Source organism: Exiguobacterium sp. Helios (genome assembly GCF_014524545.1).
Taxonomy (GTDB): domain Bacteria; phylum Bacillota; class Bacilli; order Exiguobacteriales; family Exiguobacteriaceae; genus Exiguobacterium_A.
The window spans coordinates 1-20,404 of the sequence record NZ_CP053557.1; the positions used below are offsets into that span (position 1 = coordinate 1).

The following is a 20,404-nucleotide window of genomic DNA, read 5'->3' on the forward strand; positions in this document are numbered from 1 at the left end:
GGAAGCCCCCAACTACTTTCGGCGTTCAAGTGCTTAACTTCCGTGTTCGGCATGGGAACGGGTGTGACCACTTGGCTATCGTCACCAGACGACGGGCTCGCGCCCTCAAAACTGAAGTCATCAACAAGATCATCTGCTAGAACAAGGCCTCGACCGATTAGTATCACTCAGCTCCGCATGTCGCCATGCTTCCACCCGTGACCTATCTACCTCATCGTCTCTGAGGGGTCTTTCTTGATTACTCAAAGGGAAATCTCATCTTGGAGGGGGCTTCATGCTTAGATGCTTTCAGCATTTATCCCGTCCGCACGTAGCTACCCAGCGATGCTCCTGGCGGAACAACTGGTACACCAGCGGTGCGTCCATCCCGGTCCTCTCGTACTAAGGACAGCTCTCCTCAAATTTCCTGCGCCCACGACGGATAGGGACCGAACTGTCTCACGACGTTCTGAACCCAGCTCGCGTACCGCTTTAATGGGCGAACAGCCCAACCCTTGGGACCTACTCCAGCCCCAGGATGCGATGAGCCGACATCGAGGTGCCAAACCTCCCCGTCGATGTGGACTCTTGGGGGAGATCAGCCTGTTATCCCCAGGGTAGCTTTTATCCGTTGAGCGATGGCCCTTCCATGCGGAACCACCGGATCACTAAGCCCGACTTTCGTCCCTGCTCGACTTGTAGGTCTCGCAGTCAAGCTCCCTTCTGCCTTTGCGCTCTACGAATGATTTCCAACCATTCTGAGGGAACCTTTGGGCGCCTCCGTTACTGTTTAGGAGGCGACCGCCCCAGTCAAACTACCCGCCTGACACGGTCCTCCAGCCGGATGACGGCTGCGAGTTAGAGACTCTATGCATGAAGGGCGGTATCCCAAGGGTGACTCCTCCGAAGCTGGCGCTCCGGTCTCGACGTCTCCCGCCTATCCTGTACATCATGCACAAAGCCTCAATATCAGGCTGTAGTAAAGCTCCATGGGGTCTTTCCGTCCTGTCGCGGGTAACCTGCATCTTCACAGGTACTATGATTTCACCGGGTCTCTCGTTGAGACAGTGCCCAAATCGTTACGCCTTTCGTGCGGGTCGGAACTTACCCGACAAGGAATTTCGCTACCTTAGGACCGTTATAGTTACGGCCGCCGTTTACTGGGGCTTCGGTTCAAAGCTTCGCTTGCGCTAACCCATCCCCTTAACCTTCCAGCACCGGGCAGGCGTCAGCCCCTATACGTCATCTTGCGATTTAGCAGAGACCTGTGTTTTTGCTAAACAGTCGTTTGGGCCTATTCACTGCGGCTCTACTCATGTAGAGCGTCCCTTCTCCCGAAGTTACGGGACCATTTTGCCGAGTTCCTTAACGAGAGTTATCCCGCGCGTCTTAGAATTCTCATCCCGCCTACCTGTGTCGGTTTACGGTACTGGCACCTTCCACCTCACTAGAGGCTTTTCTTGGCAGTGTGAAATCGTGACCTTCGTCCCTACGGGACTCCGCATCGTTCCTCGACTTTGGTGCCTGACGGATTTGCCAATCAGACGGTCTCGAAACTTACACATGCACTTCCATCCGCATGCGTCACTATCCTCCTGCGTCCCCCCATTGTTCAAACGGTGGATCGGTGGTACAGGAATATCAACCTGTTATCCATCGCCTACGCCTTTCGGCCTCGGCTTAGGTCCAGACTAACCCTGAGCGGACGAGCCTTCCTCAGGAAACCTTGGGCTTTCGACGGAGGGGATTCTCACCCCTCTTTTCGCTACTCACACCGGCATTCTCACTTCCAAACGCTCCACTGCTCCTTACGGTACAGCTTCACAGCGGTTTGGAACGCTCCCCTACCATTCCTTACGGAATCCGCAGCTTCGGTGGTATGTTTAGCCCCGTTACATTTTCGGCGCGGCGCCACTCGACTAGTGAGCTATTACGCACTCTTTGAATGGTGGCTGCTTCTAAGCCAACATCCTAGCTGTCTAGGCAGCGCCACATCCTTTTCCACTTAACATACACTTTGGGACCTTAGCTGGCGGTCTGGGCTGTTTCCCTCTTGACTACGGATCTTATCACTCGCAGTCTGACTCCCGAGTATAAGTTGCCGGCATTCGGAGTTTAACTGAATTCGGTAACCCTGTGGGGGCCCCTAGTCCAATCAGTGCTCTACCTCCGGAACTCTCAACCTCGAGGCTAGCCCTAAAGCTATTTCGGGGAGAACCAGCTATCTCCAGGTTCGATTGGCATTTCACCGCTACCCACACCTCATCCCCGCACTTTTCAACGTGCGTGGGTTCGGACCTCCAGTCAGTGTTACCTGACCTTCATCCTGGACATGGGTAGATCACCTGGTTTCGGGTCTACGACAACGCACTATGGCGCCCTATTCAGACTCGCTTTCGCTACGGCTCCGCCTCATCAGCTTAACCTCGCGCGCTATCGTAACTCGCCGGTTCATTCTACAAAAGGCACGCCATCACCCATTAACGGGCTCTGACTACTTGTAGGCATACGGTTTCAGGATCTATTTCACTCCCCTTCCGGGGTGCTTTTCACCTTTCCCTCACGGTACTGGTTCACTATCGGTCACTAGGGAGTATTTAGCCTTGGGAGATGGTCCTCCCGGATTCCGACGGGGTTTCACGTGTCCCGCCGTACTCAGGATCCACTCTGGAGGGAAAACAGTTTCAGCTACAGGGCTGTCACCTTCTTCGGCCGACCTTTCCAGGTCGTTCACCTACTGTCTTCCTTTTTGACTCCGTATAGAGTGTCCTACAACCCCGGAGAGCATGCTCTCCGGTTTGGGCTGTTCCCGTTTCGCTCGCCGCTACTCAGGGAATCGCATTTGCTTTCTCTTCCTCCGGGTACTTAGATGTTTCAGTTCCCCGGGTCTGCCTCACGCTACACTATGTATTCATGTAACATGTCCCATCCCATTACGGATGGTGGGTTCCCCCATTCGGAAATCCTCGGATCAAAGCATACTTACTGCTCCCCGAAGCATATCGCTGTTCGTCGCGTCCTTCATCGGCTCCTAGTGCCAAGGCATCCACCGTACGCCCTTCATACCTTGATCTAGCATTTTGGTATTCTAAGAACACACGTCTAATGACATGGTTATAAAAATTTGATGTCTTGTTGATGTCTTCAGTTTTCAAGGTGCGAGTGTCTCTTGCGAGACTGAGAGACGAGCTCTCAAAACTGAACGATGGGCATGTCCCGTAAGGGACGTTTTCCTTAGAAAGGAGGTGATCCAGCCGCACCTTCCGATACGGCTACCTTGTTACGACTTCACCCCAATCATCTACCCCACCTTCGACGGCTGGCTCCTTGCGGTTACCTCACCGGCTTCGGGTGTTGCAAACTCTCGTGGTGTGACGGGCGGTGTGTACAAGACCCGGGAACGTATTCACCGCAGTATGCTGACCTGCGATTACTAGCGATTCCGACTTCATGCAGGCGAGTTGCAGCCTGCAATCCGAACTGGGAACGGCTTTCTGGGATTGGCTCCACCTCGCGGTCTCGCTGCCCTTTGTACCGTCCATTGTAGCACGTGTGTAGCCCAACTCATAAGGGGCATGATGATTTGACGTCATCCCCACCTTCCTCCGGTTTGTCACCGGCAGTCTCCCTAGAGTGCCCAACTGAATGCTGGCAACTAAGGATAGGGGTTGCGCTCGTTGCGGGACTTAACCCAACATCTCACGACACGAGCTGACGACAACCATGCACCACCTGTCACCCTTGTCCCCGAAGGGAAAACTTGATCTCTCAAGCGGTCAAGGGGATGTCAAGAGTTGGTAAGGTTCTTCGCGTTGCTTCGAATTAAACCACATGCTCCACCGCTTGTGCGGGTCCCCGTCAATTCCTTTGAGTTTCAGCCTTGCGGCCGTACTCCCCAGGCGGAGTGCTTAATGCGTTAGCTTCAGCACTGAGGGGCGGAAACCCCCCAACACCTAGCACTCATCGTTTACGGCGTGGACTACCAGGGTATCTAATCCTGTTTGCTCCCCACGCTTTCGCGCCTCAGCGTCAGTTACAGACCAAAGAGTCGCCTTCGCCACTGGTGTTCCTCCACATCTCTACGCATTTCACCGCTACACATGGAATTCCACTCTTCTCTTCTGTACTCAAGCCTTCCAGTTTCCAATGACCCTCCCCGGTTGAGCCGGGGGCTTTCACATCAGACTTAAAAGGCCGCCTGCGCGCGCTTTACGCCCAATAATTCCGGACAACGCTTGCCACCTACGTATTACCGCGGCTGCTGGCACGTAGTTAGCCGTGGCTTTCTCGCAAGGTACCGTCAAGGTACGAGCATTACCTCTCGTACTTGTTCTTCCCTTACAACAGAGTTTTACGATCCGAAAACCTTCATCACTCACGCGGCGTTGCTCCATCAGACTTTCGTCCATTGTGGAAGATTCCCTACTGCTGCCTCCCGTAGGAGTCTGGGCCGTGTCTCAGTCCCAGTGTGGCCGATCACCCTCTCAGGTCGGCTATGCATCGTCGCCTTGGTGGGCCATTACCCCACCAACTAGCTAATGCACCGCAAGGCCATCCCAAGGTGACGCCGGAGCGCCTTTCATCATCAGACCATGCGGTCTGAAGAACTATTCGGTATTAGCTCCGATTTCTCGGAGTTATCCCAATCCTTGGGGCAGGTTCCTTACGTGTTACTCACCCGTCCGCCGCTCATTCCCTTCACTTCCCTCCGAAGAGTTCCGTGAGCTTCCTGCGCTCGACTTGCATGTATTAGGCACGCCGCCAGCGTTCGTCCTGAGCCAGGATCAAACTCTCCATAAAGTGTTTGACTTGCTCGTTTTTGTGACCGAAGTCACGTTGACGAAGCTTGCGCTTCATTCATTGTTTGTATCCGAAGATACGTTTTTTTGCCTCATCGTTCAGTTTTCAAAGTTCGTCATCGTTTGTTTTGAAAATGGTGGGCCTAAGTGGACTCGAACCACCGACCTCACGCTTATCAGGCGTGCGCTCTAACCAGCTGAGCTATAGGCCCGTCAAAAGCAAACAAAATATGGTGCACCCTGAGAGATTCGAACTCCCGACCCCTTGATTCGTAGTCAAGTACTCTATCCAGCTGAGCTAAGGGTGCGATATGGTGCGGTCGAGAGGACTTGAACCTCCACAGTGTTGCCACCACTAGGCCCTCAACCTAGCGCGTCTACCATTCCGCCACGACCGCAAATATAAAATTAGAATTTAAAAAATAAAATGGTGTGTCATGCAGGATTCGAACCTGCGACCCTCTGATTAAAAGTCAGATGCTCTACCAACTGAGCTAATGACACGAAAAACTGGGCTGGAAGGGATCGAACCTTCGCATGCTGGAATCAAAATCCAGTGCCTTACCACTTGGCCACAGCCCAAAAATGGCGGTCCTGACGGGATTCGAACCCGCGATCTCCTGCGTGACAGGCAGGCATGTTAACCGCTACACCACAGGACCACATTTTTGTGAAACTTAAGTATGAAATTAAAAATGGTGGAGGATGACGGGATCGAACCGCCGACCCTCTGCTTGTAAGGCAGATGCTCTCCCAGCTGAGCTAATCCTCCAAAATGGTGACCCGTACGGGAATCGAACCCGTGATACCGCCGTGAAAGGGCGGTGTCTTAACCGCTTGACCAACGGGCCATTTAAAAACTGATAATTATTCTCAAGTAACAAATTCACATAAGAGGTCTGGCGGAGATGGAGGGATTCGAACCCTCGCACCAGTTTCCCGGCCTACACCCTTAGCAGGGGCGCCCCTTATAGCCACTTGGGTACATCTCCAAAGATAATGGCTCCGCAAGTAGGATTTGAACCTACGACCTACCGGTTAACAGCCGGTTGCTCTACCACTGAGCTATTGCGGAACGTGACGTTCGTTTCAGAACACTTTTCTATATTAGCAACTTTCTTTCTCTTCGTCAATGCTTTTTTAAAAAAGTTTTTAGTGACGAGAAGTTGTTTAGTTGCGGTCGTTTTGACGACTTCTATAATTTATCATGCTCCGAAATGAACGTCAACTACTTTTGTAAAAAATCTTTCCACGACATCGTCCGCAACGGTAACGTTCCGGATTCATCTTTCTTTTTCTTCTATATAATGTCCCGCATTTCTCACACTCATAAAGATGATTCTTTTTTTCCGTTTCTTCCAGACGCGGACTGTAGCGCAGTCCTCCGTATCGTTGTAACCACTCTTTAAAATCCTGATCCTGGTGCCGGTGTCCCATTCCACGCAGGTGTAAATGATAGTGGCACAGCTCATGAATGACGATTCCGCGAAAGATATTACGGTCGGCTAAATAGCTCCGATTGAAATCCAAATGATGATCTGTCAGAAAATAACGTCCCCCGGTTGTCCGTAAGCGATCGTTAAAAAGTGCAATATGTCTAAAAGGTAAAGCAAACACGTCGAGCGAGAGTTGCTCGACGTATTGCTGCAACTCTTCGTTCGTCATGACGGACTGACCATCGTCAGACCGATCCGTCCCCGTTCCGGTTCGACACTCGTTACCCAAACGGTTACGATATCACCGACTGCAATGACATCAAGCGGGTGTTTGACCCGTTTTTTACTGAGCTTCGAGATGTGGACAAGGCCGCTCTCCTTCACACCAATATCAACGAAAGCACCAAAGTCGAGTACATTCCGGACTGTCCCCTGGAACTCCATTCCGACTTGAATCATATCGAGCGATAAGACATCCTGACGCAGTAACGGTTTATCGAGCGCTTCCCGCGGATCCCGTTCCGGACGTTGCAAAGCTTCGATAATGTCACGTAATGTCGGTTCACCGACTTCAAGCAATTGAGCTGTTTCAGGTACAGATAATTCTCCGAGCCGAGTCCGTAAGGTTTCCGTTCCCACGGTCTGTAAGGATAAATCCAGTTGCTTAAACAACGATTCAACGGTTTTATACTGTTCCGGGTGAATCGGTGTCCGGTCAAGCGGATGACTGCCTTCCGGTATACGCAAGAAGCCGGCTGCCTGTTCATATGCTTTCGCTCCTAAACGCGGGACTTTCAGCAATTCTTTCCGGGATGCAAACGCACCCAGTTCAGAGCGGCGTTCGACAATCTTTTTAGCTGTTGCCTTCGTAATCCCGGCGACGTAACCGAGCAACGACTCCGAGGCCGTATTGACGTCAACACCCACCTGGTTAACGACCGTCTCGACGACGAAATCGAGTGTTTCTTTTAACTTTGTCTGCGTGACATCGTGTTGGTACTGTCCGACACCGACGGATTGCGGGTCCACTTTGACGAGTTCCGCCAACGGATCCTGCAGGCGTCGTGCGATCGAGATGGCTGACCGTTGCTCGACCTGTAGATCCGGGAACTCGGTGCGCGCGATTTCTGACGCCGAATAAATACTTGCCCCTGCTTCATCAACAATCGTAAAGGCAATTTGATCATGTCCTTTAATCCAGTCCGCGACGAAGGATTCGGTCTCGCGGGAAGCCGTACCGTTTCCGATCGCAATCAATTCGATTCCGTACCGGTTCACGAGTTTCGTCAAGACTTGACGTGCCTCCTGTGCTTTTTGTTCCGACATCGTGAGATAGACGACACCCACTTCCTTTACTTCCCCTGTCGGATCAATCACTGCCCACTTACATCCGGTCCGGTATGCAGGATCCAGTCCTAACATCACTTTCCCTTTCATCGGTGGTTGCATATAGAGTTGTCGTAAGTTTTTTCCGAACACTTCAATTGCCTGGTTTTCCGCTTTATCGGTCAACTCATTCCGAAGTTCCCGCTCGATTGCCGGGAAAACCGATTTTTTATATCCTGTCTGGACGGCTTCTTCGACCAACTGACGTTTTTGTTCTGCCAATCGGCTGAACGGTCGCAACAAGTACGGTAATACCTGTTGTTCATCGAGGACGATTTTGACGGAAACGATTTTTAACGCCTCGGCACGATTAATCGCCAAAATCCGGTGCGGCACGATTTGACGGATCCGTTCAATGTACTCATAGTATTGGGCAAAGACACGTTTTTCGTCGACTGCGTCCTTTTTTAGTTTCGTGACGATATCTGCAAACCGGTAAGCTGTCTTCCGGATATGTTCCCGGACACTCGCCTGCTCGCCCCATTCTTCTGCGATGATCGCTTGCGCCCCGGCAATTGCCTCGCCTTCCGGATGTGCTGCTACATACTGATTAAATTGCTGTTCATCGTATGATTTTGGCGAACGTAAAAAGTCGGCAAATGGACTCAATCCTGCTTCACGGGCAATTTCAGCTTTTGTTCTCCGCTTCGGACGAAACGGTAAGTATAAGTCTTCAATTTGTTGTAACGTCGTCGCTCCCATCAAACTTTGTTTTAACTCGGACGTCAAGACACCCTGCTCTTCAATTTTCCGCAGGACATCTTCTCGTTTCGTTTCCAGTTGTGTGATGCTTTTATGGCGATCGAGGATTGCTTTGATTTCGACCTCATCGAGTTCACCGGTTTGTTCTTTACGGTACCTGGCGATAAACGGAATCGTTCCTCCGTCTTCCGTCAATTGTAAAACGGCTTTCACCTGGGCTGGTCTGATGTTCAATTCTGTTGCGATTCTCTTCTCCATTTTCCTCACCTCTCTGTCATTATACCGAAGAATCGATAGGACACAAAAAAAGACCGATGCTTCCGCATCAGTCTTTTGAAAATACTTCGTTTGGTTCTACTTTGATGGCTTCCCGTAATTTTTGCAATGCACGACGCTGAAGACGCGACACATGCATTTGCGAAATTCCAAGGAGCTCTCCGGTTTCTTTTTGACTCATGTTCCGGTAATACGCACATTCTAAAATCGAGCGTTCCCGGTCCGTCAAAACAGCAAACGCTTTTTCAAGAATCAGCTTTTGATCCACCGAATCATATCCGTTTTCCTGGTTACCGACGAGGTCAAGTAATGTCACCGTACTGCCTTCTTGATCCGCTTCAATTGAGCTGTCGACGGACAAGGCTTGGTAACTTTTACCCATCTCAAGCGTTTCAAGAACTTCCTCTTCCGATACTTCCAACCGGGCTGCAATTTCATCGATTCGCGGTGAACGTTGCAATTCTGTCGTCAGTTCTTCGACGGCTTTCTTGATTTTCGGTCCCAGTTCCTTGATACGACGCGGCACGTGAACACTCCATGTCTTATCGCGGATAAACCGTTTGATCTCACCAATGATGGTCGGAACGGCAAACGATTCGAAACTACGACCGAACTCTTTATCAAAACGACGAAGTGCGGCAAGCAGACCAATCATCCCGACTTGGACGAGATCATCATGAATCGGACGGCCACGTGAGAACTTACGGGCAAGCGCCTCAACGAGATCGGAATACCGGGCAAGTAAAGCAGCATGAACTTCTTCATCTTGATCATCTTGTTGGTACAGGTCAATCAGACGAAGGACTTCATCGTCACTGTGATGGCGTTGTTGAGACTTTGCTGGCACTTTGACCCACCTCATCTCTATTCATATATTTTGTCATATGGACAGTGACGCCGTTTGCTTTCTCGATCGTGACTTGATCCATGAGTGCTTCGATCATTAAGATCCCTAGTCCCCCCTCGTGCAGAGAGTCTAAATCATGCGATTCCGTGATTGGTTCACTTTGACGCTTCACGCTGTCTTTATCGAACGTCACACCATTGTCTTTGACAATGATTTCAAGACGATCGTCCGGGTAAACGTTACACGTTAAAGCCATCGATCCATCTTGTTCTCCTTCATACGCATGCTGGACGGCATTCGCACATGCTTCAGAAACAGCAATTTTAATGTCTTCGATATCGTCGTAAGTGTAACCCATCCGATTCGCGACACCTGAAACGGTTAATCGGGCAATTGCAACATACTCCGGTTTTGCCGGAAGTGTCATTTCAAGTTGTTCGTTCTTCATTGTGTTCCACCTCGTACACCACTATCGATTGTAATGATGCTTGAAAGACCTGTAATTTCGAACAAACGGCGAATCCGTTCCGAAACACCGACGAGTGTGAATGATGTTCCGTTTTTCTTTGATGCTTTAAGCGCTCCGACAAATACGCCAAGGCCTGTTGAATCCATATAATGAATTTCGTCCAAATGAACAACGACGTCATTTGTTTCGACTGCCGGTACAAGTTCCTGACGAAGTTTCGGTGCTGTATACGTATCAATCTCTCCTGCGATATAGAGATGCGTCTGACCATCCAATTGTTCTGTTTTGATTGTTAAATCCATCTTCAAGTTCCTCCTCAAGGAAAATCTGCTATGTGTTCTCTCTATCTATTTGGTTTAAATAGTATGGGCTGACCCTCCTTAAAGAAAAGGTCACTCTGATGTAATTCCCGCATTTGAACATCTTTAAACCAAAATTTAAAAAAATGTTCAAAAAAAGTCGTATACAGATGTATCGACTCTTCTCGCTGTTATATGTAAGTGCCTAGAAATCAATCAAGCCTAGGCTGATCGCGACGGCACTATTTACTTTCATCATCGTGTCAGGATCTAGGTGCGTGACTTTATCCGTTAGACGGCGTTTGTCGATTGTACGGACCTGCTCAAGTAGGATGACCGAATCACGTTCTAATCCGTGTCGCTCTCGATATACTTCCACATGGGTCGGTAGTTTGGCTTTGTCGATCTGTGCCGTGATCGCAGCCACGATTACAGTTGGGCTGAATCGGTTACCAATATCATTTTGTAGGACAAGGACAGGACGAACGCCTCCTTGTTCCGATCCGACCACAGGTGACAAATTTGCATAAAACACGTCGCCACGTTTGACTATCAAAGCTTACACCCCGCTTACTTGACGTAGGAGCGAGAACTCCGCCTCCGTTTCAATCTGGAACATTTCGCCAACGATTGATAAATTGATCGCTGCCATTTCTTCGTAACCACGTTTCAATTCCTCACGTAGCTGACGCTTGCGTTCTTCGGTCGTATGGTTCGACTTCATCCCAATCGTCTCCTTCGCTACATTTCGTTCAACAAATTGCTTTTCCCGTTGTTGGACCAAGATAATGGCACCTCCAGATTCACTGAAACCTTAACGAACGACTCACTTCCACTTCAATATATCAGTCAAATTCAGAAAATACAATCAAAATTCAAACAAATAACATTTTTTTACCATCATATTGATGTCTTTTCAAAAACTAGATACGCGGGACACGCTTCGAAAACTGACACAGTACTTCGTAGTTGATCGTCCCTAACCAGTGAGCGGCCTCATCAATCGGTACCCCTTGCCCGATCAATGTGACTTCTGTTCCGATTGGATAGTCGTGCGGTAAGCGGATCATTAACCGGTCCATACAGACCCGTCCGACGATTTCACACGGATAACCGTCGACAAGCAATGAGTATCCTTGGAATTTACGAGACCAGCCATCGGCGTATCCAATCGGGACCGTTCCGATCCACTCATCCGTCGGAGCCGTATACGTCGCACCGTAACTGATCGTTTGACCGGGTTCAACCTGTTTGATCTGCATCAGACGACTTTTTAGTGAAAAAGCCGGTCGTAAAAATTCGTAAAATGGAATCATTTCATCTGACGGCATTGCTCCGTATAACGCAATCCCAATCCGGACGACATTAAACGGGTCCTGTCCAATTAAACGGATGGCGCCGGCCGAGTTGGCCGCATGGATATACCGAATGCCGGGCACACGTTCGACGAAACGCAGAAAAACGGTCTGTTGTTCGTCAAACAACCGGCTGTTCAATTCATCAGCCGTCGCGAAATGCGTATAGATGCCTTCGAGCTCCATCACATCCGAGTCCAGCTCTTTTAAGACGGCATCCAACTCTTCCAGTGTCTGGAGTCCAAGACGTCCCATTCCGCTGTCGACTTTAATATGGAGTCGTAAATGATCGACGTCCGTTAAATGCTGTTTCGCTTCCCGCAACCAGTCTGCTGAAAAAACAGGCACGGCAACATCATAGTTCGAGGCGATCGGTGCGTGTTCCGGCAAAAGCGTTTCGAGCATTAAAATCGGCGCCTGAATCCCCGCTTCCCGTAACTCGATTGCTTCTTCAAGCAAGGCGACGGCCAGCAAATCTGCCCCGTTTGCCAAAGCGATTTCCGCGACCGTCACGGCACCATGTCCGTATCCATCCGCCTTTACGACGGCCATCATCGTTTGATGACCGATTTTGGCCTTGATTTCACGTACATTGTGGGCGATTGCGTCGCGATCAATTTCTATCCAAGTTGGTCGATACATCTGAACTCCTCTTTTCTAATAAGACTTGTGCAGCCGCATAATGGTCGGAATGGGTAATCGAGAGATGAATCGTCCCTTCAAACGGTCCTGTCATGACCGGGCGTCCCGAGGCTTCATTCAACACTTCGAGATCGAGCCAGGATACTTCGGCACCGATGCCGGTTCCAAACGCTTTGACAAACGCTTCTTTGGCAGCGAACCGTCCTGCGAGATACTCAAGCTTACGCCCGTCGGATAACGTATGAAACCGTTTTTGTTCTTCTGCCGTCAAAATCCGTTTAACGATACGCGGTTGACGCTCGAGCGTTCGGCGAATTTGTTCCAGTTCTACGAGATCGAGTCCTATTCCAAAAATCATTCCTGACGCCTCCACAGTTCTATTCTTCGCCATCTTCATATAGAATGAAGAGGAAGCGAGGTGTTGTCATGTTTAGTCGAACGGAAAACCTACAAACGTTCACACGTTCTTATCCGGTCGTTTCGTTGTTCATTTTAATCCAAGTTGTCCTGTTTGTCATCGAACAGTTAAACGTCTTTTTCAACTTTGGCTTTTCGCCGCTCAATTACGGGGCAGCCATCAACTTGTTCATCGGGAACGGGGAATGGTGGCGTGTCGTGACGGCGACGTTCCTGCATTATGATTTTTGGCATATCGCCTTCAACACGTTTGCCCTGATCATTTTTGCACCTGCGCTAGAGCGGATGATTGGTCACGCGAAGTTTGCTTCCTTCTATCTTTTAGTCGGTACGCTCGCGAACGTCTTGACGTATTTCACGAAAATCAATGAACCGCTTTATGGTCAAGCCGGGGCATCGGGTGCTATTTTAGGATTGCTCGGTTTTTACGTCTACCTCGGCCGTTTCAAACGGACCGTCATCTCAGCCGATGATGCACGTCTCGTTTATATCTTTAGTGCCATCACAGCAATCTTCACATTACTCGGTTCAAATGTCTCTGTCTTCGGTCATTTATATGGTTTCGTGCTCGGATTCCTTGCCGGCTTCATTTTCGGAAAAGGCACCGTACCGTTTACACGACCATTCAATAGCGGAAGGCGTCCTGCATCAGGCGGTCGTATCATTCATACGAGCGGTTCCGGACAACTCGGACGGATCATCTTTTATGTCATCGTCGCCTTTGCCGTGTTTGGTCTGCTGGCTCGATTCATTTAAAAAAGAACAAAAAAGCGAGCCTGTCTGAATTCCGATTTTCGAAATTTAGACAGGCTCGCTTTCCCTATTCGCTTATTTACGTAATGATTCCGCAAGATCTTTGATATCATCGATCAAGTTGTGAATCGTTTCTTGGTTATCTGTATATAAAGCGCGAAGTTCTTCAAAACGGCCTTTCGGATCCTGCTTAACAGCTGAAAGTTGTGTTCCCGCTCCGCCAAATGTGCGTTTGACCGCAGCCAGTTGCGATTGACGTGTATCTTTATGAAGCATGGATAATGTGGCACCTACGAGTGCTCCGCCAAGTGTTGCTACTAAAAAGTAATTCTTTTTCATCTGTTTTTCCCCCTAGACTAATTTAACTGTTTCTTAAAGTGGTGGTAAAAGCTGATACCGTTTCATGACCGGAGAAGGCGAAAAAGACTTCCCTGCCTCTTCAGCATACTGGTCGACGGTCAGTCGTTCAACTGATTTCGCATAACGCGAAGCATCCGTGTCATTGTTGAACTGAATCAACAGGACCAAATCTGTTCCGCGCTCGACGCGGGCGATCCGAACGGCTTTGAAACTGTCGTATTCCGCACCCAGTACTTTTGGATCCGACATGACATGATGGACAAATAAATCGCCGCTGTTTTGATCTGCCGGAATCGACCAATAAAATAAACTGCCTTGTTCATCAAAATTACCGCGTGTTTCGAGTAATGTATATGTGTTGCCGCTTTGAAACGGGGACTTCCCTTCTGTTTCAATAAACAAAAGAGCCTCACCGCTTCCACTTGCTGCTCGAATCTGAGGATCACGCGATCGAATTTGATCAACAAAACTGCCGCTACCGAATGTTATGGAAAGTTTAGATGGCATCACAGGCCTCCGCGAGTTCGAAGTCTTTGCTAGTCAGACCGCCTGAATCGTGGGTCGTCGCAGCAAGCGTAACGTTCTTATAGTCAATGATGATTCTCGGATGATGGTTGAGATGTTCCGCTATCGAACCAACCTCCTGTACAAAATCAAGTGCTGCCGGGAATGAATCCAATGTATAGACACGGACGATTTCGTCATCGACGACACGCCATTCCGCCAGTCCTTCCAGACGTTCTTCCACTTCATACTCATTCAACCTTTTCATGCCATTTTCCTCCTCCACCATTATTTTCGTCCTATACCTTATACCCTACTTTTCCGGTTTCTTATACCTCTCGCCGATGGATTTCTTCCTTTTGTCTTCTGGCACAGATAGAGTACAATGTGAAGGAGAACACTATCTCCCAAAAAAGAAAGGGGCAGACGCTCATGCGTGCGCTTATCGTGATTGATTATACGGTTGATTTTGTAGCCGATGAAGGAAAGTTGACGTGCGGAAAACCAGGACAGGCCATTGAAGGACGCATCGCTTCACTGATGGATGAGTTCTCATCAGAGGATTATGTCGTCATCGCAAACGATATTCACGAAGAAGGAGACACCTTCCATCCGGAAACCGTCCTCTTCCCACCCCACAACATCCGTGGTACTCATGGCAGAGATCTTTTCGGACAAGTAGCTGAGATGGCACGTGTCGCAGATCATGTCATCGATAAAACACGGTACAGTGCTTTTGCCGGAACGGATCTTGATTTACGGTTACGGGAACGTTCGATTCACGAAGTTCATCTCGTCGGTGTCTGTACGGATATCTGCGTCCTGCACACAGCGGTCGATGCCTACAATCTGGGATATAAAATCGTCGTCCATGCCGACGCCGTCGCAAGTTTTAACGCGGCCGGCCATGACTGGGCACTTACGCATTTCAAACAATCGATCGGCGCAGATGTCGTCGGCGAATAAGAAGGGATCTGTCTTCATGTTACAACGTAATCTTGCACTTCATACTGATCTTTATCTGCCACGGTGGATGTATATTTATTGGCAGGAAGGACGTCATAATGAACGCGCTGTCTTTGACGTCTACTATCGGTCAAACCCGTTCGAAGGGGGTTATGTCGTCTTCGCCGGGCTCGAAAATATCATCGAATATGTTCAGACCCTCCGTTTTACAGAAGAGGACATTACGTATCTCCAAAAAATGATCGGTTTCCCGGACGAGTTCAAAGAGGAATTGCGCAACTTTAAATTCTCCGGTTCCATCTCAAGCGTCAAAGAAGGCGAAATCGTTTTCCCGAACGAACCACTTGTCCGGATCGAAGCCCGGATTTTCGAAGCAAAATTATTGCAGACGGCGATTTTGAATATCGCTAACCACGAATCCCTGATCGCTACGAAATATGCGCGGATCCGTCAATCGGCACCCGGTGCAAAATTCCTCGAAGCCGGTGCGCGTCGTGCCCAAGGCATCGATGCTGCTTACTTCGGAACCCGCGCGTCGTACTTAGCCGGTTTTGATGTCACGAGCCTTGCTTCTGCCGGACGAGACTTCGGTATTCCGTGCGGCGGAACGATGGAGCATGCCGATATTCAATTCCATGATGATGAATTAACGGCGTTCCGGACGTTTGCTGCCTACTATCCGGATCAAGCGACATTACTCGTCGATACGTACGACACGCTGAAAAGCGGTTTGCCGAACGCGATCATCGTCGCGAAGGAACTCGAAGCAAAAGGACATAAATTGCGCGGTATCCGGATTGATTCCGGCGATTTATCCTACTTATCGAAACGGGCACGGACAATGCTCGATGAAGCCGGCTTCCCGGATGTCGACATCGTCTTATCCGGTGATCTCGATGAATACGTCATCCAGGATTTACGGATTCAAGGGGCACAGGCGAATACGTTCCTCGTCGGAACACGCGGTATCACAGCATACGAACAACCTGCACTCGGTATGGTCTATAAGCTGGTCGCACGTGAAGTCGACGGCGAACTCATTCCGGTCATCAAAGTCTCGTCCTCAAAAGCGAAGACGACGACACCACACATCAAAGAAGTGTACCGGATTGTCGACCGCGTCACGAATAAATTCAAAGGTGATTACGTGACGTTACTGGATGAAGATCCGACTGATCTGGAGGCAATCGACTTAATCGACGTCCGTGATCCGTCATTCCGCAACCGGATCGAGAACTTTAACGTCGAACGGTTGCTGACGCCGATTTTCGTTGACGGAGAACTGGTATACACGGTCCCGACCATCGAAGAAAGCCGCCATTTCCATGAACAGCAGATCGGTCGTCTATGGGAAGAATACAAACGCCTCCGTCTGCCGGAAGTCTACGCCATCACCTTCAGCGACCGTCTCTGGAAACTGAAACTGGATATGATTCGCGACACACGGACCGCGAGCGGTCTCAAATAAATACCTGAACATAAAAACAGCCTACTTCAGCTGAAGTGGGCTGTTTCATTTGGTGTAACTGTCATTTGGATTGCCGCTTGTTCCATTTGTTGACGAAAGTACCAAGCGAAACCAAGCGCACCTCCGATGAAGACGATATACGTAATCCGTTGACCGAACTCTGCCAAGGAATCCGCATAAAAAATACTGATTAAGTGGTCGCTTCCACTGATGAGAAGCAAACAGGCAATCAGGAGCGCTATACGATAAGCAAGTGTCGGACGGTCTGTTGGTTCAGCATGCCAATACGAGATGATGTAATGGGCAAGTAAGATGATGCCAATGATTCCTAATACTCCTATCAGTGCTTGCGGCATAATGAACGGTCCTCCTGTTTCTAATTTCTACTTCCATTTAAACATAGTTCACTAAAAAATCCTCTCTAAAACTTTCCCACCGTTTGCCCGGTCACGGTATACTGAAGAAAATCTGTTGTTCATTCAACAAGGAGGCGTTTTCTTGAAAACCTTTAAATTGTGCACCTTACGTATTTTAATGGATGAATCCGGCCGGGATACGACGATTCCCGTTACGATCAAAGATGGACTGACTGTCAGCACGGATCAGACGGCACAGTGGGTCGCTGAAATTGTCGTCCTGGAAAATGATCAACCGATCATCGACGAGTTATTCAATAAAAATTTACGGGCCTTGATTGAAATTACGATTTCCCGACCTGATAATGATCCGGCTGCGATGATTGTGACGCCGCTTGAATCGACTCCCTTAAGTGAAGGGGTATCGTACCTGTTCAAAGGAAAGATGGTCATGATGAAAAATGACTTGTCGGAATCGATCTTACGCGAAGTCGTCGAGGATCATTTCACCGGTGAAGCCTTGATTCAGGAATACAAAGACCGGCGTTCAAAACGCGGCGCACATATTACGAGTATCGCGAAAGAAACGTTTAAACAGTACCTCCACGAAAATCCAACCATCTCTTAAGGACGTATCGTTTGATCTACGATATGATCCGCGACATTGATCCGGTCAATCTCATACCGGTTGGAGAAACGAATATAGTTCGCACATGCATTCTTAAGCGGTGTCCGGTAACTGAAGCTATCATCAATCGAGGATAATGCCGCTTTGATCGTATGCGAGTGACAGACGATCAACAGGCGTTGTCCCCGATATTTTTCTGTCAATTCTTCAATTGCCGAAAAGACCCGCTGCTGAATTTCCTGTTCGGTTTCAAGTCCCGGTACACGTTCCGTATCATTCGCTTGGACTGCTTCATAGATTCCGGCGACGGGCTGTCCTGATGCCATTCCAAACTCCCGTTCGACCAACCGTTCATCCGTCTCCGTTACATCCAGCCCGATTGAACGTCCGATGATTTCTGCCGTCTCGACTGCCCGCGATAAGGGGCTTGAAATCAAGACGTCCCATTTTTCTTCCGCCAGGTAAGCTGCGCTCATTCCAGCCTGCCATCGCCCTGTCTCATTGAGCGGAATATCTTCTCGTCCTTGAATCCGCTCGTTTAAATTCCAATCCGTTTGACCATGACGCACTAAACAAATTTCTGTCATTTTACTGTCTCCTTCAAAAGAAATATCACTGATTGTATCATGTTTTCTTTTTTAGTGAAGGGTCTCCCGGGGCGGCAACGCCAGGACCTGACAACTAAACGTCTCAATCCGTTCCAGTAACCGCTCGATTTTCAACGGATTTTCGGTTTGGGTAAAGCTCGCCAGGGAATGCGTGCCGTTCGGGAAGGAAAACAGCCGGACGTCGGCTCCGACATCGGCTCCCTTTTCAACGAAGTGGAGCGCTTGCGTAAATGGGACAATCGGATCTTTTTTTCCGTGCAACAACATGATCGGCGGTGAGTCTGCTGTCAAATGTGTTACCGGCGAAACACGTGTCATGAGTTCCCGCCACTCGTCCCGCCCTCCTCCGTAAAACTTAATATGGGCAATCCACGTTTGAATGAACTTGAACAGGAGGAAGTTCGTCGGAGGATACAAGGCAATGACACCACTGATCAACAGGAGGCATTCGGCTGTTTGTTCGCCGATGAATTCCATCGGGGCAAGTGCCGTCGTCAGCATTAACGCGGCACCGGCTGAGTCTCCCCACAACACCATGCGTCCCCGCATAATCCGTAAATCGTTCGCTTCCTGATTTAAGAAACAAAGTGCATCCCGAACGTCTTCCAGATTATCCGGAAAATAACTGCCGTCCTCAAACAAGCGATAATCGATACTGCAAACGGCGATGCCGAGTTCCAGGAAACGCTCCACGATTGGCGTAAAACAAAAGACGTCATCCCGGTTCCCTCTGACGAAGGCTCCCCCGTGCGCATAAATCGCGACCGGGAAAGGACCATCACCCGGCGGATAATATAAATCCAACTTCAGTTCTTTCTGATTGACGGTTTTAAACAAAATCGTCCGGGGTGCGAGTTGGACTTCCGACAGTGGAAGCGCCGGTTCCGTCCATCGTAATAAAGCACCATAGTTGTTCCAGATGCTCGCTCCGGCTGCGGCTGTCGTTAAAATTGCCGCCCCTCCCATCAGCCAAGCAGTTTCCCGTTTCACCTCATCACCTCCAAAGCTTACTCTCGATTTCTGATCTCTTATTAGTCATCTACCCGATTTATTTAGAAGCCGAACGTCTTCCCCGACTTATACTTGACGCTTCGTTTTGGATTCGTTATAGTGAAAAGGTTCAAATCGGAATAATTACGTTTTAATAATTTTTGGAGGGTTTATTCATATGAAAAAATTACTTTCAGCTTTCACGGTCGCCTTTGCCAGCGCTGCTTTTCTTGCTGCCTGCGGTTCTTCCGAATCCAATCAAGATGCGACCGTTGAAAAGCTTCGGGTGTATACATCGACATTCGCTACTGCGGCAATCGCCAAGGAAATTGGCGGAACAGATATCGACGTCAAGATGATTGTCCCTCCCGGTGCCGATCCGCACTCGTACGAGCCGACGTCTAAACAACTGACAGAAATCGCACAAGGCGATCTGTTCCTCTTAACCGGTACGACGCTTGAACCGTACTCGAAAAAAATCAAAGCCAGTCTGAAAGGCAATGATGTCCGTTTCGTCGAGACAAGCACAGGAATCGACTTACTCGAAGCCAACGCCACGCTTCACGAACATGAAGGACACGATGATCATGCTGACGAACACGCGGAAGAAGAACATGATCACGGCAAATACGATCCCCATGTCTGGCTCGATCCGAACAATGCCAAAATGATGGCCCAATCGATTTCGACGGCACTGGCAAAAGAAGTACCGGATAAAAAAGCGACGTTTGAAAAAAACCTGGCTGAATTTGATACGCAGGCAGATGAGCTCGATCAAAATCTGCAACAGGCTGTCGATAAGGGCTCGAAAAAAGAATTGCTCGTCACGCATGCCGCTTACGGATATTTAGCCGAACGATACGGTTTCTCGCAATTGCCGATTGCCGGCATCTCTCCGTCGGACGAGCCTTCCCAAAAGCAACTGGCCGCTCTCGTCAAAGAAGCCAAATTGCATGACTTGAAGTATATCGCTTTCGAGGAGACGGTTTCTCCTAAAGTCGCCCGCGTCATCCAACAGGAAATCGGAGCCGAAGCGATTACGATCCACAACCTGGAGTCCGTCACGAAAGAACAGCAGAATGCCTCGTATTTTGACTTGATGAATGAAAATGTGACGACGCTCAAACAAGCACTTCAGTGAAGTAGTGTTGACATGCAGTAAAA

The 20,404-nt window shown here is 49.3% G+C and carries 20 protein-coding genes, 10 tRNA genes, 2 rRNA genes and 1 other annotated feature; of the genes, 5 read left to right on the top strand and 27 right to left on the bottom strand.

Annotated elements, in window-relative coordinates; translation table 11 throughout:
- Positions 1 to 89: a sequence feature (5S ribosomal RNA rRNA prediction is too short), on the bottom strand.
- 48 nt (positions 90 to 137) lie between these two features.
- The 21 genes from HNY42_RS00005 to acpS form a co-directional block, all read right to left on the bottom strand.
- Positions 138 to 3,052, bottom strand: a 23S ribosomal RNA gene (locus HNY42_RS00005).
- A 165-nt stretch (positions 3,053 to 3,217) separates the two neighbouring features.
- Positions 3,218 to 4,779, bottom strand: a 16S ribosomal RNA gene (locus HNY42_RS00010).
- Together the 16S and 23S rRNA genes with 10 tRNA genes alongside form the textbook arrangement of a ribosomal RNA operon.
- Positions 4,780 to 4,913: 134 nt before the next feature.
- Positions 4,914 to 4,990, bottom strand: a tRNA-Ile gene (locus HNY42_RS00015).
- Between the two features lie 19 nt (positions 4,991 to 5,009).
- Positions 5,010 to 5,086 (bottom strand) — tRNA-Arg (locus HNY42_RS00020).
- 4 nt (positions 5,087 to 5,090) lie between these two features.
- Positions 5,091 to 5,176: transfer RNA gene (locus HNY42_RS00025), tRNA-Leu, on the bottom strand.
- Positions 5,177 to 5,206: 30 nt separating this feature from the next.
- A tRNA-Lys gene (locus HNY42_RS00030) sits at positions 5,207 to 5,282 on the bottom strand.
- 6 nt (positions 5,283 to 5,288) lie between these two features.
- A tRNA-Gln gene (locus HNY42_RS00035) sits at positions 5,289 to 5,360 on the bottom strand.
- A 4-nt stretch (positions 5,361 to 5,364) separates the two neighbouring features.
- Positions 5,365 to 5,440 (bottom strand) — tRNA-Asp (locus tag HNY42_RS00040).
- A 34-nt stretch (positions 5,441 to 5,474) separates the two neighbouring features.
- Positions 5,475 to 5,550 (bottom strand) — tRNA-Val (locus HNY42_RS00045).
- 4 nt (positions 5,551 to 5,554) lie between these two features.
- Positions 5,555 to 5,629: transfer RNA gene (locus HNY42_RS00050), tRNA-Glu, on the bottom strand.
- A gap of 49 nt (positions 5,630 to 5,678) precedes the next feature.
- Positions 5,679 to 5,770, bottom strand: a tRNA-Ser gene (locus HNY42_RS00055).
- Positions 5,771 to 5,778: 8 nt separating this feature from the next.
- Positions 5,779 to 5,853, bottom strand: a tRNA-Asn gene (locus HNY42_RS00060).
- A 149-nt stretch (positions 5,854 to 6,002) separates the two neighbouring features.
- Positions 6,003 to 6,443, bottom strand: coding sequence for a SprT family protein (locus tag HNY42_RS00065; protein WP_131973459.1), 441 nt, complete (start codon positions 6,441 to 6,443; stop codon positions 6,003 to 6,005).
- Positions 6,440 to 8,560: a Tex family protein gene (locus tag HNY42_RS00070; RefSeq protein ID WP_188004853.1), complete on the bottom strand. Its 2,121-nt coding sequence runs from the start codon at positions 8,558 to 8,560 to the stop codon at positions 6,440 to 6,442. Before HNY42_RS00070 ends, HNY42_RS00065 begins: the two co-directional genes overlap by 4 nt.
- A gap of 67 nt (positions 8,561 to 8,627) precedes the next feature.
- Positions 8,628 to 9,425, bottom strand: coding sequence for an RNA polymerase sigma factor SigB (gene sigB / locus HNY42_RS00075; RefSeq protein WP_012371666.1), 798 nt, complete (start codon positions 9,423 to 9,425; stop codon positions 8,628 to 8,630).
- On the bottom strand, positions 9,391 to 9,873 hold the full coding sequence (rsbW, locus tag HNY42_RS00080; RefSeq protein WP_012371667.1) for an anti-sigma B factor RsbW: 483 nt from the start codon (positions 9,871 to 9,873) through the stop codon (positions 9,391 to 9,393). The genes sigB and rsbW overlap by 35 nt, the downstream gene beginning before the upstream one ends.
- A complete protein-coding gene (locus HNY42_RS00085; protein WP_012371668.1) occupies positions 9,870 to 10,196 on the bottom strand; it encodes an STAS domain-containing protein in 327 nt (108 codons plus the stop codon). Before HNY42_RS00085 ends, rsbW begins: the two co-directional genes overlap by 4 nt.
- A 202-nt stretch (positions 10,197 to 10,398) precedes the next feature.
- The gene (locus tag HNY42_RS00090; protein WP_014971520.1) at positions 10,399 to 10,749 is read right to left on the bottom strand and encodes a type II toxin-antitoxin system PemK/MazF family toxin; all 351 of its coding nucleotides are present in this window, start codon (positions 10,747 to 10,749) and stop codon (positions 10,399 to 10,401) included.
- Positions 10,750 to 10,752: 3 nt separating this feature from the next.
- Positions 10,753 to 10,977, bottom strand: a complete 225-nt coding sequence (locus tag HNY42_RS00095) for a hypothetical protein (RefSeq protein WP_012371670.1) — start codon at positions 10,975 to 10,977, stop codon at positions 10,753 to 10,755.
- Positions 10,978 to 11,116: 139 nt separating this feature from the next.
- The gene (alr, locus tag HNY42_RS00100; RefSeq protein WP_131503442.1) at positions 11,117 to 12,190 is read right to left on the bottom strand and encodes an alanine racemase; all 1,074 of its coding nucleotides are present in this window, start codon (positions 12,188 to 12,190) and stop codon (positions 11,117 to 11,119) included.
- Positions 12,162 to 12,548 carry a holo-ACP synthase gene (gene acpS / locus HNY42_RS00105; protein WP_131503443.1) on the bottom strand — a complete coding sequence of 129 codons (387 nt, stop codon included), beginning with the start codon at positions 12,546 to 12,548 and terminating at the stop codon, positions 12,162 to 12,164. The genes alr and acpS overlap by 29 nt, the downstream gene beginning before the upstream one ends.
- 68 nt (positions 12,549 to 12,616) lie before the next feature.
- Here acpS and HNY42_RS00110 point away from each other — a divergent pair, with 68 nt between their 5' ends.
- Complete coding sequence (locus HNY42_RS00110) at positions 12,617 to 13,363, top strand: rhomboid family intramembrane serine protease (protein WP_131503444.1); 747 nt, start codon at positions 12,617 to 12,619, stop codon at positions 13,361 to 13,363.
- 72 nt (positions 13,364 to 13,435) lie between these two features.
- On the opposite strand, the gene HNY42_RS00115 is transcribed toward HNY42_RS00110, so the two are convergent.
- Genes HNY42_RS00115 through HNY42_RS00125 form a run of 3 tightly spaced genes read right to left on the bottom strand, consistent with a single transcriptional unit; the run spans position 13,436 to position 14,492 of the window.
- On the bottom strand, positions 13,436 to 13,699 hold the full coding sequence (locus tag HNY42_RS00115; RefSeq protein ID WP_026827242.1) for a hypothetical protein: 264 nt from the start codon (positions 13,697 to 13,699) through the stop codon (positions 13,436 to 13,438).
- Between the two features lie 33 nt (positions 13,700 to 13,732).
- The gene (locus HNY42_RS00120) at positions 13,733 to 14,227 is read right to left on the bottom strand and encodes a hypothetical protein (RefSeq protein WP_131503445.1); all 495 of its coding nucleotides are present in this window, start codon (positions 14,225 to 14,227) and stop codon (positions 13,733 to 13,735) included.
- On the bottom strand, positions 14,217 to 14,492 hold the full coding sequence (locus HNY42_RS00125; protein WP_026827240.1) for a 4a-hydroxytetrahydrobiopterin dehydratase: 276 nt from the start codon (positions 14,490 to 14,492) through the stop codon (positions 14,217 to 14,219). Before HNY42_RS00125 ends, HNY42_RS00120 begins: the two co-directional genes overlap by 11 nt.
- A gap of 164 nt (positions 14,493 to 14,656) precedes the next feature.
- On the opposite strand from HNY42_RS00125, the gene HNY42_RS00130 reads away from it, so the two are divergent.
- A complete protein-coding gene (locus tag HNY42_RS00130) occupies positions 14,657 to 15,190 on the top strand; it encodes a cysteine hydrolase family protein (protein WP_131503446.1) in 534 nt (177 codons plus the stop codon).
- 16 nt (positions 15,191 to 15,206) lie between these two features.
- Positions 15,207 to 16,658, top strand: coding sequence for a nicotinate phosphoribosyltransferase (locus HNY42_RS00135; protein ID WP_131503447.1), 1,452 nt, complete (start codon positions 15,207 to 15,209; stop codon positions 16,656 to 16,658).
- 26 nt (positions 16,659 to 16,684) lie between these two features.
- On the opposite strand, the gene HNY42_RS00140 is transcribed toward HNY42_RS00135, so the two are convergent.
- On the bottom strand, positions 16,685 to 17,014 hold the full coding sequence (locus HNY42_RS00140) for a hypothetical protein (RefSeq protein WP_114596592.1): 330 nt from the start codon (positions 17,012 to 17,014) through the stop codon (positions 16,685 to 16,687).
- 142 nt (positions 17,015 to 17,156) lie between these two features.
- On the opposite strand from HNY42_RS00140, the gene HNY42_RS00145 reads away from it, so the two are divergent.
- Positions 17,157 to 17,642: a YwpF family protein gene (locus tag HNY42_RS00145; RefSeq protein WP_131503448.1), complete on the top strand. Its 486-nt coding sequence runs from the start codon at positions 17,157 to 17,159 to the stop codon at positions 17,640 to 17,642.
- Here the strand turns inward: HNY42_RS00145 and HNY42_RS00150 are convergent.
- Positions 17,639 to 18,229, bottom strand: a complete 591-nt coding sequence (locus HNY42_RS00150) for a histidine phosphatase family protein (RefSeq protein WP_188004854.1) — start codon at positions 18,227 to 18,229, stop codon at positions 17,639 to 17,641. The genes HNY42_RS00145 and HNY42_RS00150 overlap by 4 nt on opposite strands.
- A gap of 51 nt (positions 18,230 to 18,280) precedes the next feature.
- The gene (locus HNY42_RS00155) at positions 18,281 to 19,240 is read right to left on the bottom strand and encodes an alpha/beta hydrolase (RefSeq protein ID WP_188004855.1); all 960 of its coding nucleotides are present in this window, start codon (positions 19,238 to 19,240) and stop codon (positions 18,281 to 18,283) included.
- A gap of 178 nt (positions 19,241 to 19,418) precedes the next feature.
- Here HNY42_RS00155 and HNY42_RS00160 point away from each other — a divergent pair, with 178 nt between their 5' ends.
- Positions 19,419 to 20,381, top strand: coding sequence for a metal ABC transporter solute-binding protein, Zn/Mn family (locus HNY42_RS00160; protein WP_188004856.1), 963 nt, complete (start codon positions 19,419 to 19,421; stop codon positions 20,379 to 20,381).
- The last annotated feature ends 23 nt before the right edge of the window (positions 20,382 to 20,404 follow it).

Coding starts and splice junctions, on each gene's coding strand:
- HNY42_RS00065 (WP_131973459.1), bottom strand. CDS start 6,443: ATGACGAACGAAGAGTTGCAGCAATACGTCGAGCAACTCTCGCTCGAC.
- HNY42_RS00130 (WP_131503446.1), top strand. CDS start 14,657: ATGCGTGCGCTTATCGTGATTGATTATACGGTTGATTTTGTAGCCGAT.
- HNY42_RS00140 (WP_114596592.1), bottom strand. CDS start 17,014: ATGCCGCAAGCACTGATAGGAGTATTAGGAATCATTGGCATCATCTTA.
- HNY42_RS00085 (WP_012371668.1), bottom strand. CDS start 10,196: ATGGATTTAACAATCAAAACAGAACAATTGGATGGTCAGACGCATCTC.
- HNY42_RS00150 (WP_188004854.1), bottom strand. CDS start 18,229: ATGACAGAAATTTGTTTAGTGCGTCATGGTCAAACGGATTGGAATTTA.
- HNY42_RS00070 (WP_188004853.1), bottom strand. CDS start 8,560: ATGGAGAAGAGAATCGCAACAGAATTGAACATCAGACCAGCCCAGGTG.
- rsbW (WP_012371667.1), bottom strand. CDS start 9,873: ATGAAGAACGAACAACTTGAAATGACACTTCCGGCAAAACCGGAGTAT.
- HNY42_RS00125 (WP_026827240.1), bottom strand. CDS start 14,492: ATGAAAAGGTTGAATGAGTATGAAGTGGAAGAACGTCTGGAAGGACTG.
- HNY42_RS00135 (WP_131503447.1), top strand. CDS start 15,207: ATGTTACAACGTAATCTTGCACTTCATACTGATCTTTATCTGCCACGG.
- HNY42_RS00115 (WP_026827242.1), bottom strand. CDS start 13,699: ATGAAAAAGAATTACTTTTTAGTAGCAACACTTGGCGGAGCACTCGTA.
- alr (WP_131503442.1), bottom strand. CDS start 12,190: ATGTATCGACCAACTTGGATAGAAATTGATCGCGACGCAATCGCCCAC.
- acpS (WP_131503443.1), bottom strand. CDS start 12,548: ATGATTTTTGGAATAGGACTCGATCTCGTAGAACTGGAACAAATTCGC.
- HNY42_RS00120 (WP_131503445.1), bottom strand. CDS start 14,227: ATGCCATCTAAACTTTCCATAACATTCGGTAGCGGCAGTTTTGTTGAT.
- HNY42_RS00110 (WP_131503444.1), top strand. CDS start 12,617: ATGTTTAGTCGAACGGAAAACCTACAAACGTTCACACGTTCTTATCCG.
- HNY42_RS00160 (WP_188004856.1), top strand. CDS start 19,419: ATGAAAAAATTACTTTCAGCTTTCACGGTCGCCTTTGCCAGCGCTGCT.